The 16,187-nt window shown below is 64.4% G+C and carries 16 protein-coding genes; 9 read left to right on the plus strand and 7 right to left on the minus strand.

Features of this window, described 5'->3' with window-relative positions:
• Positions 1-22 precede the first annotated feature (22 nt).
• From ACZI8W_RS21895 to ACZI8W_RS21910, 4 genes are all read right to left on the minus strand, one after another.
• The gene (locus ACZI8W_RS21895; protein WP_463370614.1) at positions 23-610 is read right to left on the minus strand and encodes a TetR/AcrR family transcriptional regulator; all 588 of its coding nucleotides are present in this window, start codon (positions 608-610) and stop codon (positions 23-25) included.
• Positions 607-1,215, minus strand: coding sequence for a recombination mediator RecR (gene recR / locus ACZI8W_RS21900; RefSeq protein WP_463370615.1), 609 nt, complete (start codon positions 1,213-1,215; stop codon positions 607-609). The genes ACZI8W_RS21895 and recR overlap by 4 nt, the downstream gene beginning before the upstream one ends.
• A gap of 8 nt (positions 1,216-1,223) precedes the next feature.
• A complete protein-coding gene (locus ACZI8W_RS21905) occupies positions 1,224-1,562 on the minus strand; it encodes a YbaB/EbfC family nucleoid-associated protein (RefSeq protein ID WP_463370664.1) in 339 nt (112 codons plus the stop codon).
• A gap of 147 nt (positions 1,563-1,709) precedes the next feature.
• Entirely contained in the window at positions 1,710-2,144 is a 435-nt protein-coding gene (locus ACZI8W_RS21910) for an SRPBCC family protein (RefSeq protein ID WP_463370616.1), read from the minus strand.
• A 145-nt stretch (positions 2,145-2,289) separates the two neighbouring features.
• Between ACZI8W_RS21910 and ACZI8W_RS21915 the strand changes: the two genes are divergently transcribed.
• Both ACZI8W_RS21915 and ACZI8W_RS21920 read left to right on the plus strand, forming a co-directional pair.
• Positions 2,290-3,720: an FAD-binding oxidoreductase gene (locus tag ACZI8W_RS21915; protein ID WP_463370617.1), complete on the plus strand. Its 1,431-nt coding sequence runs from the start codon at positions 2,290-2,292 to the stop codon at positions 3,718-3,720.
• Positions 3,717-5,024, plus strand: a complete 1,308-nt coding sequence (locus tag ACZI8W_RS21920) for a class I SAM-dependent methyltransferase (RefSeq protein ID WP_463370618.1) — start codon at positions 3,717-3,719, stop codon at positions 5,022-5,024. Before ACZI8W_RS21915 ends, ACZI8W_RS21920 begins: the two co-directional genes overlap by 4 nt.
• 38 nt (positions 5,025-5,062) lie before the next feature.
• Here ACZI8W_RS21920 and ACZI8W_RS21925 read toward each other — a convergent pair whose 3' ends face one another.
• Positions 5,063-5,773, minus strand: coding sequence for a Crp/Fnr family transcriptional regulator (locus tag ACZI8W_RS21925; protein ID WP_463370619.1), 711 nt, complete (start codon positions 5,771-5,773; stop codon positions 5,063-5,065).
• Positions 5,774-5,938: 165 nt separating this feature from the next.
• Here ACZI8W_RS21925 and ACZI8W_RS21930 point away from each other — a divergent pair, with 165 nt between their 5' ends.
• The 4 genes from ACZI8W_RS21930 to ACZI8W_RS21945 are packed head-to-tail and all read left to right on the plus strand — an operon-like array spanning position 5,939 to position 9,238.
• Entirely contained in the window at positions 5,939-6,289 is a 351-nt protein-coding gene (locus ACZI8W_RS21930; protein WP_463370620.1) for a cupin domain-containing protein, read from the plus strand.
• A gap of 5 nt (positions 6,290-6,294) precedes the next feature.
• Positions 6,295-7,431: an ABC transporter substrate-binding protein gene (locus ACZI8W_RS21935; RefSeq protein WP_463370621.1), complete on the plus strand. Its 1,137-nt coding sequence runs from the start codon at positions 6,295-6,297 to the stop codon at positions 7,429-7,431.
• The gene (locus ACZI8W_RS21940) at positions 7,428-8,450 is read left to right on the plus strand and encodes a FecCD family ABC transporter permease (RefSeq protein ID WP_463370622.1); all 1,023 of its coding nucleotides are present in this window, start codon (positions 7,428-7,430) and stop codon (positions 8,448-8,450) included. The genes ACZI8W_RS21935 and ACZI8W_RS21940 overlap by 4 nt, the downstream gene beginning before the upstream one ends.
• Positions 8,450-9,238, plus strand: coding sequence for an ABC transporter ATP-binding protein (locus ACZI8W_RS21945; RefSeq protein ID WP_463370623.1), 789 nt, complete (start codon positions 8,450-8,452; stop codon positions 9,236-9,238). Before ACZI8W_RS21940 ends, ACZI8W_RS21945 begins: the two co-directional genes overlap by 1 nt.
• Positions 9,239-9,298: 60 nt before the next feature.
• On the opposite strand, the gene ACZI8W_RS21950 is transcribed toward ACZI8W_RS21945, so the two are convergent.
• Positions 9,299-11,440 (minus strand): 3-hydroxyacyl-CoA dehydrogenase NAD-binding domain-containing protein, encoded by a 2,142-nt coding sequence (locus ACZI8W_RS21950; protein ID WP_463370624.1) that lies wholly within the window; start codon positions 11,438-11,440, stop codon positions 9,299-9,301.
• 31 nt (positions 11,441-11,471) lie between these two features.
• The gene (locus ACZI8W_RS21955) at positions 11,472-12,686 is read right to left on the minus strand and encodes an acetyl-CoA C-acetyltransferase (protein ID WP_463370625.1); all 1,215 of its coding nucleotides are present in this window, start codon (positions 12,684-12,686) and stop codon (positions 11,472-11,474) included.
• 333 nt (positions 12,687-13,019) lie between these two features.
• Here ACZI8W_RS21955 and ACZI8W_RS21960 point away from each other — a divergent pair, with 333 nt between their 5' ends.
• From ACZI8W_RS21960 to ACZI8W_RS21970, 3 genes are read left to right on the plus strand one after another with little or no spacing between them, the layout of a single operon-like run.
• On the plus strand, positions 13,020-14,045 hold the full coding sequence (locus ACZI8W_RS21960; protein ID WP_463370626.1) for a hypothetical protein: 1,026 nt from the start codon (positions 13,020-13,022) through the stop codon (positions 14,043-14,045).
• Between the two features lie 6 nt (positions 14,046-14,051).
• The gene (locus tag ACZI8W_RS21965) at positions 14,052-14,360 is read left to right on the plus strand and encodes a nucleotide exchange factor GrpE (protein WP_463370627.1); all 309 of its coding nucleotides are present in this window, start codon (positions 14,052-14,054) and stop codon (positions 14,358-14,360) included.
• A gap of 19 nt (positions 14,361-14,379) precedes the next feature.
• A complete protein-coding gene (locus ACZI8W_RS21970) occupies positions 14,380-16,170 on the plus strand; it encodes an Hsp70 family protein (protein ID WP_463370628.1) in 1,791 nt (596 codons plus the stop codon).
• Positions 16,171-16,187 lie beyond the last annotated feature (17 nt).

Genomic DNA, 16,187 nt, shown 5'->3' on the forward strand with positions numbered 1-16,187 from the left:
TGGGCATAGTCTCAAATTCTGTTCATCCGTCGAGCAGCGACTGGACGAGCGGCGCATACCTCGCCACCACCTCGTCCACCGACCCCGCGGCCTTCTCCTGCATCATCCGGCGACGCATGAACGCGACGCCCAGGAGCATCGAGAACACGAGTTCCGCACGCATCCGGGCGTCGGGGCCCTTCATCAGCAGCACCAACGCGTCGATCATCTGCGACGAGTAGTTCTCACGCAGCTTGCGGTTGCTCTCCTCGCTGGATCCACTCATGAACAGCAGAGCCATCGACAACGGCTTGTGGCTCGCGGACTGCCGCGCGAAGATCTCGACCATCCGCTTCCCCAGGTCGTCGAACGGTCCGTCGTACAGCAATTGGGCGGCAGCCTTGAAGTCGACCAGTGCGTCGTACAACTGCTCCTTGGACCCGAAGTACTTGATGATCAGCGGCGCGCTGACCCCGGCATCCTCGGCAATGTCCTTGAGGGTGATCTCGCGATACGGGCGCGTCGCGAAAGCGAGTCCGGCCGCGTCGAGAATCAACCGACGTGTCTCCTCCGACGTTCGTCGCTTCCTGTCCGGGGCACTCGTGACCGTGCGAGCGTCGTACTCGGTCACATCGCCCTCCTTCCGGACAGCGCGCGACCGAGCGTCAGTTCGTCGGCGAACTCGAGGTCGCCGCCCATCGGCAGACCCGACGCCAATCGGGTGACCGACAACCCCGGGAAGTCGCGCAACATCCGAACCAGATACGTCGCCGTTGCCTCACCCTCCGTGTTCGGGTCGGTCGCGATGATCACCTCGGCGACATCGACACCGTCCTCCTGATTGCCGATCCGGGTCAGCAGTTCACGGATGTGCAACTGGTCGGGACCCACACCGCTCAGCGGGTCGAGCGCACCACCGAGCACGTGGTACAGCCCCCGGAACTCACGGGTCCGCTCGATCGCCTGCACGTCCTTGGGTTCCTCGACCACACAGATCTGCGTGCGGTCGCGGCGCGAATCGGCGCAGATGCGGCAACGTTCCCGATCCGATACCGTGCCGCACACCTCGCAGAACTGGACTCCGTCGCGGACCTTCTGCAACGCGGCCTGCAGCCGGTCGATCTCGGGGGGCTCGACGGACAACAGATGAAATGCGATCCGCTGAGCGCTTTTCGGACCGACACCCGGCAGCTTTCCGAGTTCGTCGATGAGATCCTGAACCGGTCCTTCGTACACGCGAACCTCTAGAAGCCGGGCAGGCCGGGGAGGCCGCCACCGAGTCCGCCCGCGAGCGGACCGAGCTTCTCGGAAGCGATGTCCTGAGCTTTCGCGGACGCATCACCCACCGCGGCCACGATGAGATCCTGCAGGGTCTCGACGTCGTCCGGGTCGACGACCTTCGGGTCGATCTGCACAGCGACGACCTCTCCGGTGCCCTTCACGGTTGCGGTCACGAGGCCGCCACCGGCCTGACCGGTGACCTCGGACTGCGCCATCTCGTTCTGCGCGGCCATGAGTTGCTGCTGCATCTGCTGAGCTTGGGCGAGGAGTTGCTGCATGTCGGGCATACCACCGGGTTGCACGGACACGTCCTTCCTGTTCTCCGACTACTGGTTTCCGTCTGCTGACGGTTGTTGTGTACTGGGACTTCTGTCTACCGGGTTCTTCTACCTGGCGTTTCGTCTGCCAGGTTAGTCCCATTCCGGTCCGCCCGGCACACCCGCAAAACATCAGTCGACGGTGCTCTTCAGATTCTCCAGAACCTGCTGCTGGATCTTGCGCAGGCCGATCGGCGCGAACGTCTTCTCGAAGAACCCGCCGATGCCGCCCGCACCGTTCCACTGTGTGAGGGTGACGACCGTCGATCCGGTGCCGTTGGGCACCACACTCCACGTGGTGACGAGCGACGAGTTCGCGTCGGTCTCGGTGATCGTGCTGCCGGAAGTCGTCACCTTCGCCTGTACGTCGCGCACCCGCTTCTCGGTGGCCTGGAGCAGCCAATGCACGACTGTGCCGTCGCCCTGCCCTCCGGAGATCACCCGGTAGTCCCGGTAGTGGTCGGAGAGGATGCGCGGGCGCACGGTCTCGTAGTCCGCGAGTGCCGCGAGCACCTTCTCGGGTGCCGCTGCCAGCTGGATCGAGCTGCTTGCACTGACCTGTGCCACGATGGGCTCCTCTTCAACAGTTGATACGTTCGATTCGAGCCGAGGGGCTCGCCGACTCTCCATCCTGCCTGCCGGTACCGAGACGCAGACGTTCGGCCGGTCTATGGTGGACTTCACCACTGGTGCTCTGCTGCAGGGGAGTCGAATGCTGAATACGTCACGAGGTGTCGAACCGTACGGAGACTCGATCCACCGCGAAGGTGTGCAACGCCTACTGCGCTCGTATCGCGCCATCCCCGCCGATGCGCTGGTGCGGCTCGCAAAGAAGACGTCGAACCTGTTCCGCGCACGGGCCAAGGTCGATTCACCGGGCCTCGACGTGTCGGGGCTCGGCGGCGTCATCTCTGTCGACCCGCAGGCACGCACAGCCGACGTCGCCGGCATGTGTACCTACGAAGACCTCGTCGACGCGACACTCCCCTACGGATTCGCGCCGCTCGTCGTTCCGCAGCTCAAGACGATCACCCTCGGCGGAGCGGTCACCGGACTCGGCATCGAATCCACCTCGTTCCGCAACGGACTACCACACGAGTCTGTCCTCGAGATGGATATTCTCACCGGCGAAGGCGAGATCATCACCGCTACACCGGACGGCGAATACGCCGATCTCTTCCACGGTTTCCCGAACTCGTACGGGTCACTGGGGTATGCGACGAGGCTGCGGATCGAACTCGAACCGGTGAAGCCGTTCGTCGCATTGCGCCACCTGCGTTTCACGTCGCTGGCCGACCTCCAATCGACACTCGACCGGATCACCACCGACCGCGTGTACGCCGGAGTCGCCGTGGACTACGTCGACGGTGTGGTGTTCTCGGCCGACGAAAGCTATCTCACCCTCGGCATGCAGACCGCCGAAGCCGGCCCGGTATCCGACTACACCCACATGAACATCTTCTATCAGTCGATCCGGCACGAATCCGTCAACCACCCCAAGGCCGACCGCCTCACCATCCGCGACTACCTGTGGCGGTGGGATACCGACTGGTTCTGGTGCTCCCGCGCATTCGGGGCCCAAAATCCCCGTATCCGGAAGCTGTGGCCGAAGAAACTGCTGCGCAGCAGCATCTACTGGAAGCTCATCGCGCTCGATCACAAGTACTCGATCGCAGATCGCATCGAAGCCCGCAAGGGCAACCCGCCGCGCGAACGTGTCGTCCAAGACATCGAGGTCCCCATCGAACGGACCGACGAGTTCCTGAGCTGGTTCCTCGACGAAATTCCCATCGAACCGATCTGGCTGTGCCCCTTGCGACTACGCAATAGTTCCGGGTCGCAGGACCCTCGTCGCCCATGGCCGCTGTATCCGCTCGAACCGAAACGCACCTACGTCAACATCGGCTTCTGGTCGTCGGTGCCTGCGGTCGGCGGCGACATCGAAGGCGCCGCGAATCGCCGTATCGAGCGTAGGGTGGCGGAACTCGACGGCCACAAGTCGCTGTACTCCGATTCTTTCTACAGCCGTGACGAATTCGAGAAGCTCTACTACGGCGAGGGGGAATACCCCGAGCTCAAGGATAGATACGATCCGGGGTCTCGCTTGACAGACCTGTTCGCAAAGGCGGTGCAACGACATTGACCACATTCAAAGCGGAGCCCTCCGGGCACCACACGGACAAGCTCAATCTGGCCCAGATCGTCGAGATCGCAACGGGCGGTGAGATGCCGCTGCGGTTCAGCGCATACGACGGTTCCTCAACCGGCCCCGAAGACGCCCCATTCGGACTCAACCTGACCGCCCCGGAAGGCGCGACGTACATCGTCACCGCCCCGGGCGACCTCGGCATGGCGCGCGCGTACGTCTCGGGCACACTCGAGGCCGAGGGCGTACACCCCGCCGATCCGTACCCTCTGCTCAAGGCGCTCGGCGGTGTGCACTTCGAACGTCCACCGGCGCGCACTCTCGCGCAGATCGTGCGGTCGCTGGGTCCCGACCTGATCAAGCCGATCGCGCCGCCGCCGCAGGAGCATCTTCCCCGCTGGCGCCGCGTCGCCGAGGGGCTTCGCCATTCGAAGACACGCGACGCCGAGGCGATCCATCACCATTACGACGTGTCGAACACGTTCTACGAGTACGTCCTCGGCCCATCCATGACGTACACCTGCGCGGTGTTCGAGTCGGAGAACCAGAGTCTCGAGGACGCCCAGGAGAACAAGTACCGCCTTGTCTTCGAGAAGCTTCGGCTGAAGCCCGGGGATCGCCTGCTCGACATCGGCTGTGGTTGGGGCGGTATGGTGCGCTACGCCGCGCGCCGGGGCGTGAAAGCCATCGGCGCGACCCTGTCGAAGGAGCAGGCCGAGTGGGCGCAACGCGCCATTGCCGAAGAAGGTCTCGGCGACCTCGCAGAGGTGCGGCACTCCGACTACCGTGACGTGCCGGAGACCGGGTTCGACGCGATCTCGTCGATCGGCCTGACCGAGCACATCGGTGCCGCGAACTACCCGTCGTACTTCCGGTTCCTGCACGAACGGCTCCGTGTCGGCGGTCTGCTCCTCAACCACAGCATCACTCGCCCGCACAACCGCGGGCGGCTCAAGGCCGGCGGATTCATCGACCGCTACGTCTTCCCCGACGGGGAGCTCACCGGATCGGGTCGACTCATTTCGGAGGCTCAGAACGTCGGATTCGAGGTGATGCACGAGGAGAACCTCCGCCAGCACTACGCCCTGACTTTGCAGGCGTGGTGCGAGAACCTCGAGAAGAACTGGGATTCAGCACTTTCCGAAGTCGACGAGGCCACCGCACGCCTGTGGGGTCTGTACATGGCGGGGTCGCGGGTGGGCTTCGAGAGCAACGGTGTCCAACTCCACCAGATCCTCGGCGTGAAACTCGGCGAGGATCAAGCATCCCAGGTTCCGCTGCGCCCCTGGTGGGTGGCGTAGAACGGCATCGCCGCTCAGGTTCTCGGCGCACTCCGACATCAACGGCGTCGACCCGCCGGGTGCGAGTCGAGGACCCGAAAGCTGCTGCGGTGATAGTCGATCAATCCCTCCGATCTCATCCGGGAAAGCTCGCGGGACAGCGCGGTACGATCGGCATTGAGGTGGTCAGCGAGTTGCGATCTGTTCAACGAGACAATGAACGTCGACGAGCCGTTGCGCTCGACCTGTTCGGCGAGGAAGTGAGCGACTCTCGACCGCAACGATCGCTGCGATACCATCCTCGAGTACGACTCGAGCTGGCGATGTTTGCTCGTCATCACCCTGAACAGGTTCTCCACAACACGTGAGCGCAGTTCGCACAGGGGCCCGTTCGGATTGACGATGCGGTCCATGCCGACGAGCAGCACCCGGCCTGGCGACGCCGACGTGATCGTCCGGTGTGTTCGCTGATCCGAGCCTCTCAGCAGGTCCTCACCGTAGACGTCGCCTGCTTCGACGATCTCCATCAGGTGCCGTGAACCATCGACATCGGTCTGGCTCGAGAGCACCGTCCCCTCCATCACCAGGCCGACTGCGTGAGCCCTCTCGCCCTCACGCACCAGCACTTCACCTCGACCGAAGCTCATGCTCCTGGCACCGAGGCACGCGGTGACTCGGAGGATCTCGTCGTAAGTGAAACCGGCGAAGATGGTTGCGGCTTGCACGATGTCAGCATGAAGTTCCTCGCACTGCGAACCCGCAAGAGTCATTTTCGCTCCTTCCACCGAATGTTGCCGTGGCAACCGACAGCGCTTCGCGGAGCTGCCACACTAGGGGTTGAGTAAGTGAAGGCTAACATTACTAATCGAAGTCTCGGCGAGCAGGCTCTGAGAACGTCGCAGCCTGCCCCGGCCACCACGAAGGGTTCCACCAGCATGTCATCTGCCGAGTCCACTACAACGTCCTCCGTGCTCATTGCCGGAAGCCTCGCCGACCTCGAGCGGCAGAATCCCGTCAAGCCCGGAACCTACTCGCCGCATCGCGCACACTCCGGACAAGGATTCAGGATCACGCATGTGGCACTGGACGCAGGAGTCGAACTGCCCGAACACTCCGCGGCGTCTCCCATCATCGTGCAGATCGCACAGGGCTCGGTCGACTTCGTCGTGGGTGAGACCACGTACCGCATGGAGCAGGGAGCAATCCTGCACCTGGAGGCCGGGGTCCCGCACGCCGTGCACTCCGTGGAGACCGCCCGAGTCATCGTGACCTTCCTCCTCGGATGACAGAAATGAATAGAACGCGCGAAGCAAAGACATCGTGGCGACTCACCGTCCCCACGATCATCGCGGCCCTCGCCCTGTCCGGATGTGCGACCGGATCATCGGGCGACACTTCTACCGACACCGCGAATTCCGATGCCGGGACGATCACCATCGTCGACCACACCGGCGAAGAGGTGGAGATTCCGGCCGATATCGAGCGAGTAGCGGTCGACGAAATCCCCATCGCGTCGACCTATCTCGCCTACCACGGTGGCGAAGCCCCATACCTGGTGGGTATGTCCCAGGCCGTTGTCGATTCGTTGCAGGACACCGTGGTTGCGGACATGGCCCCTGAGATCCTCGACGTCGATTCGAGCTACTACTCCGACGGTGAGTTGAATGTCGAAACGCTCCTCACCCTGAACCCCGATGTCGTGTTCTACAACGCCAACAACTCCGAGCACGGCGCGCTCTTCGAAGCCGCCGGGATTCCGGCCGTCGGGTTCGCGACGAACGGGGATCCTGCAACGGTCTACGCCGACTGGCTGGACCTCCTGGAGCAGGTGTTCCAGGAGCCCGGGAAAACGGATGAGATCGTCGAGTACGGGCAAGAATTGATCGCCGAGGCCAAGGAACGCACCGGCCGGGTGACCGACGATACCCGCAAGAACGCGATGATCATCTTCAACTACTCCGCGGGAACGCTACGAGTGGCCGGAGAAACCCCGTTCTTCGGCTATTACTGGCTGCAGACGGCGAACGCCGACAATGCGGCAGTCGGTGCCGAGCAACCACTCGCGCCGGTCAACGCCGAGCAGGTACTCGCGTGGGATCCAGATGTCGTGCTGATCGGCGGGTCCGGTCAAGCCGGGCTGACAGTCGACCAGCTCCTCGGTGATACCGCGGACGGATTGAACCTGGCCTCGCTGCGCGCAGTCCAGGAGAACGAGGCATACTCGAACGAGCTGGGCATGTGGAGCTGGTTCACGCCGAACCCGGATGCTCCGCTGGTCGCCAACTGGATCGGGTCGGTGATCTACCCCGAGCAATTCGCCGACGCCGACCTCACCGGTATGACACAGGAATACTACGAGCGCGTCTACAGCTTCGAGCTGACAGCGGAACAAGCCGAGTCGATTCTGCTCGGATCCACGTCCGGATGACGCTCGTTGCCGTCCGCGACGGGCACCTGCGCCGCTCCGTGGCGCTGGTGCTCGTTGCCGGACTCGCCGGGTGTGTACTCGTCAGCCTGATGCTCGGCCGCTATCCGCTGACGATCGGAGAGGTCGTCGGATCACTGTCTGCAGCGATGAACGGCAGCACTTTCGGCGAACCGGTCGATTCCGTCGTCTTCGGCCTGCGCATGCCCCGCATCCTGCTGGCTGCACTGGCCGGCGCAGGCCTGGCCTGTGCCGGCGCTGCTTTTCAGAGCCTGTTCGGAAACCCCTTGGCCACCCCCGACACCCTCGGAGTCACCTCTGGCGCCTCGGTCGGTGCCGTGGTCGCATTACTTCTGAACATGTCCTTGATCGGCATGCAACTGCTGGCGCTCGTTGCCGGTGTCGTCACAGTCGTACTCACCACGATGATCTCCAAGACCAAACAGGGCACCGGCATCGTGATGCTCATCCTGGCGGGCGTGATGGTCGGTGCGCTGGCGAATGCGGCGATCTCGATTCTGAAGTACACCGCCGACCCCAACGACAAGCTTCCGCAGATCACGTACTGGCTCATGGGCAGCCTCGCCGGGGCCAGCTTCGGCAGTCTGCTCATCGGTGCCCCGTTCATCCTCGGCGGCATCGCGATCATCTACCTGCTTCGGTGGCGGCTGAACATCCTCTCGCTGGGTGACGACGAAAGCCGGGCAGCCGGCATGAACGTACGCCGCATCAGAGCGGTGATCATCGGGGCGGCCACGCTGATCACCGCCTCGGTGGTGTCGATGTGCGGCCAGGTGGGCTGGATCGGCCTGTTGATCCCGCACTGCGCGCGCATGATCTGCGGTAACAACAACCGATTCATCGTACCGGTAGGTGCCATGCTGGGTGCGATATTCCTCGTCGCGATCGACACCGTGGCACGGTCGGTCGCGGCCTCGGAGATTCCGATCTCGGTGGTCACCTCCGTGCTCGGAGCGCCGTTCTTCATCTACCTTCTGCGCCGGACGGGAGGCGGCTGGTGATGCTGCGAATCGAAAAGGGCTGCTTCGGATATCGGAGGTCGAATCCCATCCTCACCGGAATCGATCTCGAACTCGGCCCCGGCCATCTACTGGCCGTTCTGGGACCCAACGGCGCGGGAAAAACCACCTTGCTGCGCTGCATGCTCGGGCTGCTGTCCTGGACCTCCGGACGCACCTTGATCGACGACGTGGAAATCACACGGATACGCAATGCAGATCTCTGGAAAACGGTCGCCTACGTTCCCCAGGCAAGAAACGCCGGCGCCCTGTCACTGAGCGGGCTGGACATGGTGATCATCGGCCGCGCAGCACATTTACACACTCTCGCGCAGCCTCGTGCCGAAGATGAGGCCGCTGCAGAGGCGGTGATGGCCGAGATCGGCATCACGCACCTGGCACGGGTACCATGTGGTCAGATGAGCGGCGGACAGTTCCAGATGGTCCTGATCGCGCGAGCCCTCGCCGCGAATCCGCGGATCCTCGTGCTCGACGAACCGGAAACCGGGCTTGATTTCCGCAATCAGCTCATCGTGTTGAATTTGCTCGAACAACTTGTCGCCCGACGCAACCTGCTGGTGGTCATGAACACCCACTATCCCTCACACGCGCTACGGGTCGCCGATCACGCGATGATCCTCGGCCAGGATCGGACAGCACGATTCGGGCCCGTCGAAGAGATGATCACCACTGACAACCTGCGCGAGACCTTCGGTGTGGAGGTGCACCTGTCCGAGGTCGATCTCGACGACAGGACCCACCGGAGTGTGCTGCCGCTGCGGCTCGTGTGACGCCACGCCCCCGACCGGACGAACCGGCCGGGGGTGTGTGTCCTACCGCGGTGCGACCGCTCAGCCCAGCAAGCTGGCCGGGGGTGTGAAACGCTCGCCGTACTTGGCGGCGAGTTCCTCGGCGCGGGCGACGAAGCCTTCCTTGCCGCCCGGGTAGCCGGTGACGAACTGGCTGACGCCACCGGTCCAGGCCGGGTAACCGATTCCCATGATCGAACCGATGTTGGCGTCGGCAGACGACGTGATGACGCCCTCGTCGAAGCACTTGACGGTTTCGATCGCCTCGATGAAGAGCATCCGGTCGATCAGATCCTGAATCGGCGGGGTAGCCGAGCCCGACTTGAAGTGCTCCCGCAGGCCCTGCCACAGACCGGTGCGCTTGCCGTCCTCGTAGTCGTAGAAGCCGGCACCACCCAGGCGGCCCTTACGGTCGTTACCCTCGACCAGGAAACCGATGACGTCACCGGCCGGGTCGGCGGGAAGCGTCTTGCCCTCGGCGAGGGCGGCGGCCTTCGACTCGGCACGGATCTTCTGCATCAGGGTCAGGTTCAGCTCGTCCGACAACTGCAGTGGCGCTGCCGGATAACCGGCCTGCATCCCCGCCTGCTCGATGGTCGCCGGCTCGATGCCCTCAGCGACCATCGCGATGGCTTCGTTGACGAACGTGCCGATGACGCGGGACGTGAAGAAGCCGCGCGAATCGTTGACCACGATCGGGGTCTTGCGGATCTTCTGCACGAAGTCGAATACCCGGGCGAGGGCCTCGTCGGAGGTCTTCTCACCGCGGATGATCTCGACCAGCGGCATCTTGTCGACCGGGGAGAAGAAGTGCACGCCGATGAAGTCCTCGGGGCGCTTGACGCCGGTCGCCAGGTCGGTGATCGGCAACGTCGACGTGTTCGAGCCCAGCAGGGCGTCGGCGTCGACGATGTCCTCGATTTCCTGGAAGACCTTCTTCTTCAGGTCCGGGGACTCGAAGACGGCCTCGACAACGAAGTCGACGCCGGCGAAGTCCGCGGCGTCCGCGGACGGGGTGATCAGGGCCAGCAACGCCTGCGACTTCTCCTCGGTGGTCTTGCCGCGGGAGAGCGCCTTGGCCTCGATCTTCTCCGCGTAACCCTTGCCACGTTCGGCGGCGGCAAGCTCGACGTCCTTGAGTACCACCGGGATTCCGGCCTTCGCACACACGTACGCGATGCCGGCGCCCATCATCCCGGCACCCAGAACACCGACCTTCTTGATCTCCCGCTTGGGGATGTCCTTCGGGCGCGACGCACCGGATCCGATGGCCTGCATGTCGAAGAAGAACGCCTGGATCATGTTCTTCGCAACGTCGCCGGTGACCAGCGAGGTGAAGTAGCGGGCCTCGATCGTCAGGGCGTTGTCGATGTCGACCTGGCTGCCCTCGACGGCGGCGGCCATGATCGCACGCGGCGCCGGCATGTTGGCACCCTTGAGCTGCTTGCGCAGGTTCGCCGGGATGGCGGGCAGGTTCGCCGCGAACGCCGGCGTGGCCGGGGTGCCACCGGGGATCTTGTAGCCCTTCTCGTCCCACGGCTGGGTGCCCTTGTCGGGGTTGGCCGTGATCCACGCCTTCGCGGCCGGGACCAACTCCTCTACGGACGAGACGACCTCGTCGATGACACCGGCCTCGAGCGCCTGCTTCGGTGCCCGCTGCTGGCCCTGCAGCAGGTGCTGGGTCAACGCGGTCATGATGCCGAACTTGCGGACCATGCGGACGACGCCGCCGCCGCCCGGGAGCAGCCCGAGAGTGACCTCGGGCAAACCGATCTTGACGCCCTTGACGTCCGCGGCGATGCGGTGGTGGGTGGCCAGCGCGATCTCCAGGCCGCCTCCGAGTGCGGCACCGTTGATGCAGGTGACGACCGGCTTACCGAGTGTCTCCAGGCGACGGAGGTCGGCCTTGAGATTCAGGCTGTGGTTGTAGATGTGCTCGGCGTCCTCAGGCCCCGACTTGATCATGTTCTTCAGGTCACCGCCGGCGAAGAACGTCTTCTTGCCGGAGGTCAGCACGACACCGGTGATGGAGTCCTTCTCCGCGTGCAGCCGGTCGACGGTCGCGCGCATCGAGCTGATGTACCGGTCGTTCATGGTGTTCGCGCCCTGGTTCGGGTCGTCGATGGTGAGCACGACGATGCCGTCGGCGTCCTGCTCCCAGGCGATGATGTTCTGTTCGCTCACTATTTCGTCTCTCCTGATCGGTTCGTGAGCGTCAGACGCGCTCGATGATGGTGGCCACACCCATACCGCCACCGATGCACAGGGTGACGAGGGCACGCTTGGCTCCCCGACGCTCGAGTTCGTCGACCATGGTGCCGGTGATCATGGCACCGGTCGCGCCGAGCGGGTGTCCCATCGCGATGGCACCGCCGTTGACGTTGAGTTTCTCGTCCGGGATGCCCAGATCCTTCTGGAACTTGAGGGCAACCGCCGCGAATGCCTCATTGATCTCGAACAGGTCGATGTCGTCGACGGTCAGACCGGCAGCGGCGAGGACCTTGTGGGCTGCAGGCGTGGGCCCGGTCAGCATGATCGTCGAGTCGGCTCCGGAGGTCGCGGTCGCCACGACCCGGGCACGCGGTGTCAGACCGAGATCCTTACCCGCCTGTTCGGAACCGACGAGGACGAGAGCGGCACCGTCGACGATGCCCGAGCTGTTGCCACCGTGGTGAACGTGGTTGATCTTCTCCACGAAGTGGTACTTCTGCAGCGCAACCGCATCGAAGCCACCCATCTCGCCGACAGCCGCGAAGGACGGCGCCAGCGCACCCAGGCCCGCGAGAGTGCTGTCCGGGCGCATGTGCTCGTCGCGGTCGAGGACGGTCAGGCCGTTCTGGTCCTTGACCGGGACCACGGACTTGGCGAAGTAGCCACCCGACCACGCCGCGGCGGCCAGCTGCTGCGACCGCAGGGCGTACGCATCGACGTCCTCGCGGGAGAAACCTTCCATGGTGGCGATGAGATCGGCACCGATGCCCTGGGGAACCAGGTAGCTGTCGTAGTTGGTGGCGGGGTCGAGCATCCACGCGCCGCCGTCGGAGCCCATCGCGACACGCGACATGGATTCGACACCGCCGGCAAGGACGAGTTCGTCCCACCCCGACCGCACCTTCTGCGCCGCCATGTTCACAGCCTCGAGACCGGACGCGCAGAAGCGGTTGATCTGAACACCGCCGGTGGTCACGGGGAGCCCGGCGATGGTGACAGCGGTGCGGGCGATGTCAGCGCCTTGATCACCGATCGGACTGACCACGCCGAGGATCAGGTCGGAGATGCGATTCTCGTCGAGATCAGGAAAACGCACACGCAGTTCGTCGATCAGACCTGTCACCAGGGAGATCGGCTTGACGGTGTGCAGAGAGCCGGTCTTCTTGCCTCGGCCGCGGGGTGTTCGGATGGCTTCATAGATGAATGCCTCGGTGGTCACAGTGCGCAGGTTCCTTCCCGTACTGACGGTGTGGTGACGCGACATCGCATGAGGACGTCCGCGCCCAACCTTCCGTCTCCACCGTAGGAGCGCACCCCCGGCCGTGATAAGGACCGAACCGATCGGGCTCCGTGACCGAACCGAGCCGCGGCGAGATGCTCCAGACCACCTTCTTCTGCGCTTCACTCTTGGTTGACCTGCGGAAATAGGCACGCTTGCGAGAATCTCGACTCCGGCGGGAACTTTTCGCCCCGTCCGCGCCTCATATCACCGACACACACGAACGGCCCCCGTCACCGGCATCCGAACGTACCGATGGAAAGCGAGCACACCATGACCAGCGGATTCTTCTCCAACACTTCGGCCAACTCCGCCACCGAGTCCACCGGCAGCACCAACTCCGATGCCAGCTTCGGCACCGCATCATCCGCGGAGGCCGCCGAGTCGACCGACAGCACCCGCTCGGACGCATCGTTCGGCTCGACCGCGTCCTCCGCAGACTCCGCATCCGCCGCGAGCGACCGCGCCGACTCGTCCTACGGCTCCAACTCGTCATTCGACAGCGATTCGTCATTCGGGTCCTCCTCGGCCAGCGACCAGGGCTCCGTGAGCTACGAGTCGTACGAACGCTACGAGCGCTACGACTCGTCGGGGTCGAGCAGCTCCGACTCCTCGTACGGATCAGCAAGCGACAGCGGCTCGTCGGCCTCGGTCGGTGCGTCCTCGTCGGCATCCGACTCGAGCAACAGCGCGTCGTCGTCCGACTCCGCCAACGCCGGCATCTCTTCCTCCGCCACCGATTCCGCCGACCGCTCCGCATCGTTCGACACCGGTGCGGCCGGTTCGAATTCGTCGGCCACCAACGCGAGCGAGCGCGCTGCATCCTCCGGATCGAGCGAGACGGGTGCGGTGACGTCGGGCAACTCCGGTTCCGCACCCTCCGGCGCGTCCGGCTCGCAGCCGGTGGTGCTCGACGAGTACTCGGGCCCGGACGGCTCCCAGTACATCGACTACGACACCAACGGCGACGGCGTGGTGGATCTGACCACCGTCGACCTCGACGGCGACGGCCGCATCGACGCCAACATCACCGACAGCGACGGCGACGGCGTGCTCGACCAGATCTCGATGGATACCGATGGCGACGGTCGTATCGACTTCACCGCCGTCGACACGGACGGCGACGGCAGCCTCGATATTGCCGCGGTCGATGTCGACGGCGACGGCAATGTCGATGCCGTGATCGACCTGCACACCGGTGCAGTGGACTACGACGGGGACGGCGTCGCCGACGACTACGTCGATGTCAGCGAGTTCAATTCCGGCGGCAGCTCGGACTACAACACCGACCTCGCCTGATCCGTCATGGCAACCGATGATGCAGGTACGCCACCGATCGCTGATCGGATCGACGACCTGATCACCGCGGCCGACGTGGCGGCAGAGGGCGACGAGCGCACCGGCATCATCGACCGGCTCGCCGAGCTGGGGGTCGAACGCGTGATCGCGGCAGCGGGCACGCCGTTCGACCCCACCCTGCACCGTGCGGTCGCGGTGGTGCCCGCAACGTCCGGGACGGAGCCGAACTCCGTAGAGGAGACCGTCCGAGCAGGCTGGCGACACCGCGGCCATATGATCCGCTATGTCGAAGTGAAGGTGCGTGTGCACCGATGATCATGAGGGAGAACTACCGATGAGCTGGGTCCTAGCGGTCGACTTCGGCACGTCCAACACAGCCGCAGCGCACCGAATCGGACCTGACCGGGTCGAGACGCTCCCACTGACGCACACCGGCAATGCGCTGCCGTCGTCGGTGTTCGTCGGCCCGAATTCGATGTCGACGGGGGATGTGGCGCTCAATCAGGCGTCGCTCGACCCTGCCGGATTCGTGGTCGCACCGAAATCGCTCGTCGGTGCCGGTGCGATCATCGTCCGAGACCGTGAGGTTCCCGTCTCGTCGATCATCGCGGCAGTGCTGCGCACCGTCTACGGTCAGGCACTCCAACGACACAACAACGAACCGCCGGCCGAGGTCGTGCTCACCCACCCCGAGGCCTGGTCGTCACGGGAACTGTCGGTGCTACGCGAGGCCGCGTCGGTCGCGGGGCTCGGCGGGAGTGTCTCGCTGATCTCCGAGCCGCGCGCCGCCGCGTTCTACTACTCTCGCCAGCACGACGCGAAGATCGTGAAAGGCTCGACGATCGGCGTATTCGACTTCGGTGGCGGCACGCTCGACGTGGCCGTGCTCACCGCAACGAACGAATGGACCTTCGAGGTCCTGCGTGCCGGTGGAGACAACGCGCTCGGAGGAAAAAGCCTCGACGGTGCAATCGCGCGGTGGGTCGATCAGCACCTGGCCGAGGAGAACCCGCAGCTCACAGCATGGCTGCGCACGCCGGAGGGTCTCGAAACCCGCCGCACGCTCGACGACCAGATCCGCAAGGCGAAAGAACTCCTCTCCGAAGCGCCGTCGGCAACGATCCGGGTCCGAGGCAACGGATCGGACATGACCCTGACCCTGACGCGGGACGAGTTCGAGCAGTTGATCGAACCGCAGATCACCCGCGCCGTCCACCTGGCTCGCGCAGTGTTGCGCGACGCAGGCATCGGTGACGGCGGCCTGCAGGCGCTGTACTTGACCGGCGGCTCGTCCCGAATCCCTTACGTGCACCGCAGACTGGCCGAACTCGGCCCGATCGCCACACTCGACGATCCGAAAACCGTCGTCGCGAAGGGCGCCGCCGGGTTCGTCGGCGGTGGCCGGGCCACCGACCCACCCGCGATGATCGACACCGAGGTGCTCGAGCGCAGGCCGCCCGGGAACACCGCGTCGGCACCCCCGCAGCCTTCCGCGTTCGCCAAACCGAATACCGGCTCATCGGCGCCGACACGCACCAACCGGAAGACACTGGCACTCGCCGGAGGAGCCGTGCTGGCCGTCGCTATCGCATCGGCAGGCTTCTACTACGGCACGCAGGACGACGCCCTGGCCGCAGAAGTCGCCGCGACAACCACCGAAGCCGCACCGGACAACGGTGGGAAGCCGCCCGCCACAGCCGACTCGAGCTATACCAGCGAGACCTACGACGATGTCACCGCGCTACTTCCACGAAAGCTCATCGACGCGAGCTCCGAATGCAACAAGTCAGGCTTCAGCACCCAGGGGGCCTTGCAGGTCCGCTGCCTGGTCAACCCTGATTCCTCGCTCGGCCAAGCGATCGGCATGGAAAAGAACGACTACGAGTCGGTCACCGCATGGCGTGACGACCAATACGCGCGCTCGAATTTCATACGCCTGCGCGATAGCAACGACGGAAACACCAAGATCGTCTCGCCGGACAACAATCGCATCATCGATCAGGGCCAGGACGGCACCTACTTCACGGCCATAGACCGATCGACGGGGCTGCTCATCCAGTTCTCCACCGACTCCGCCGAGCAGGGAATGTCCCTTCTCACCCAAATCGATTTCATCCCAGCCTGATCCATCTTCGAGATACC

It is taken from the genome of Rhodococcus ruitaii (genome assembly GCF_055230935.1).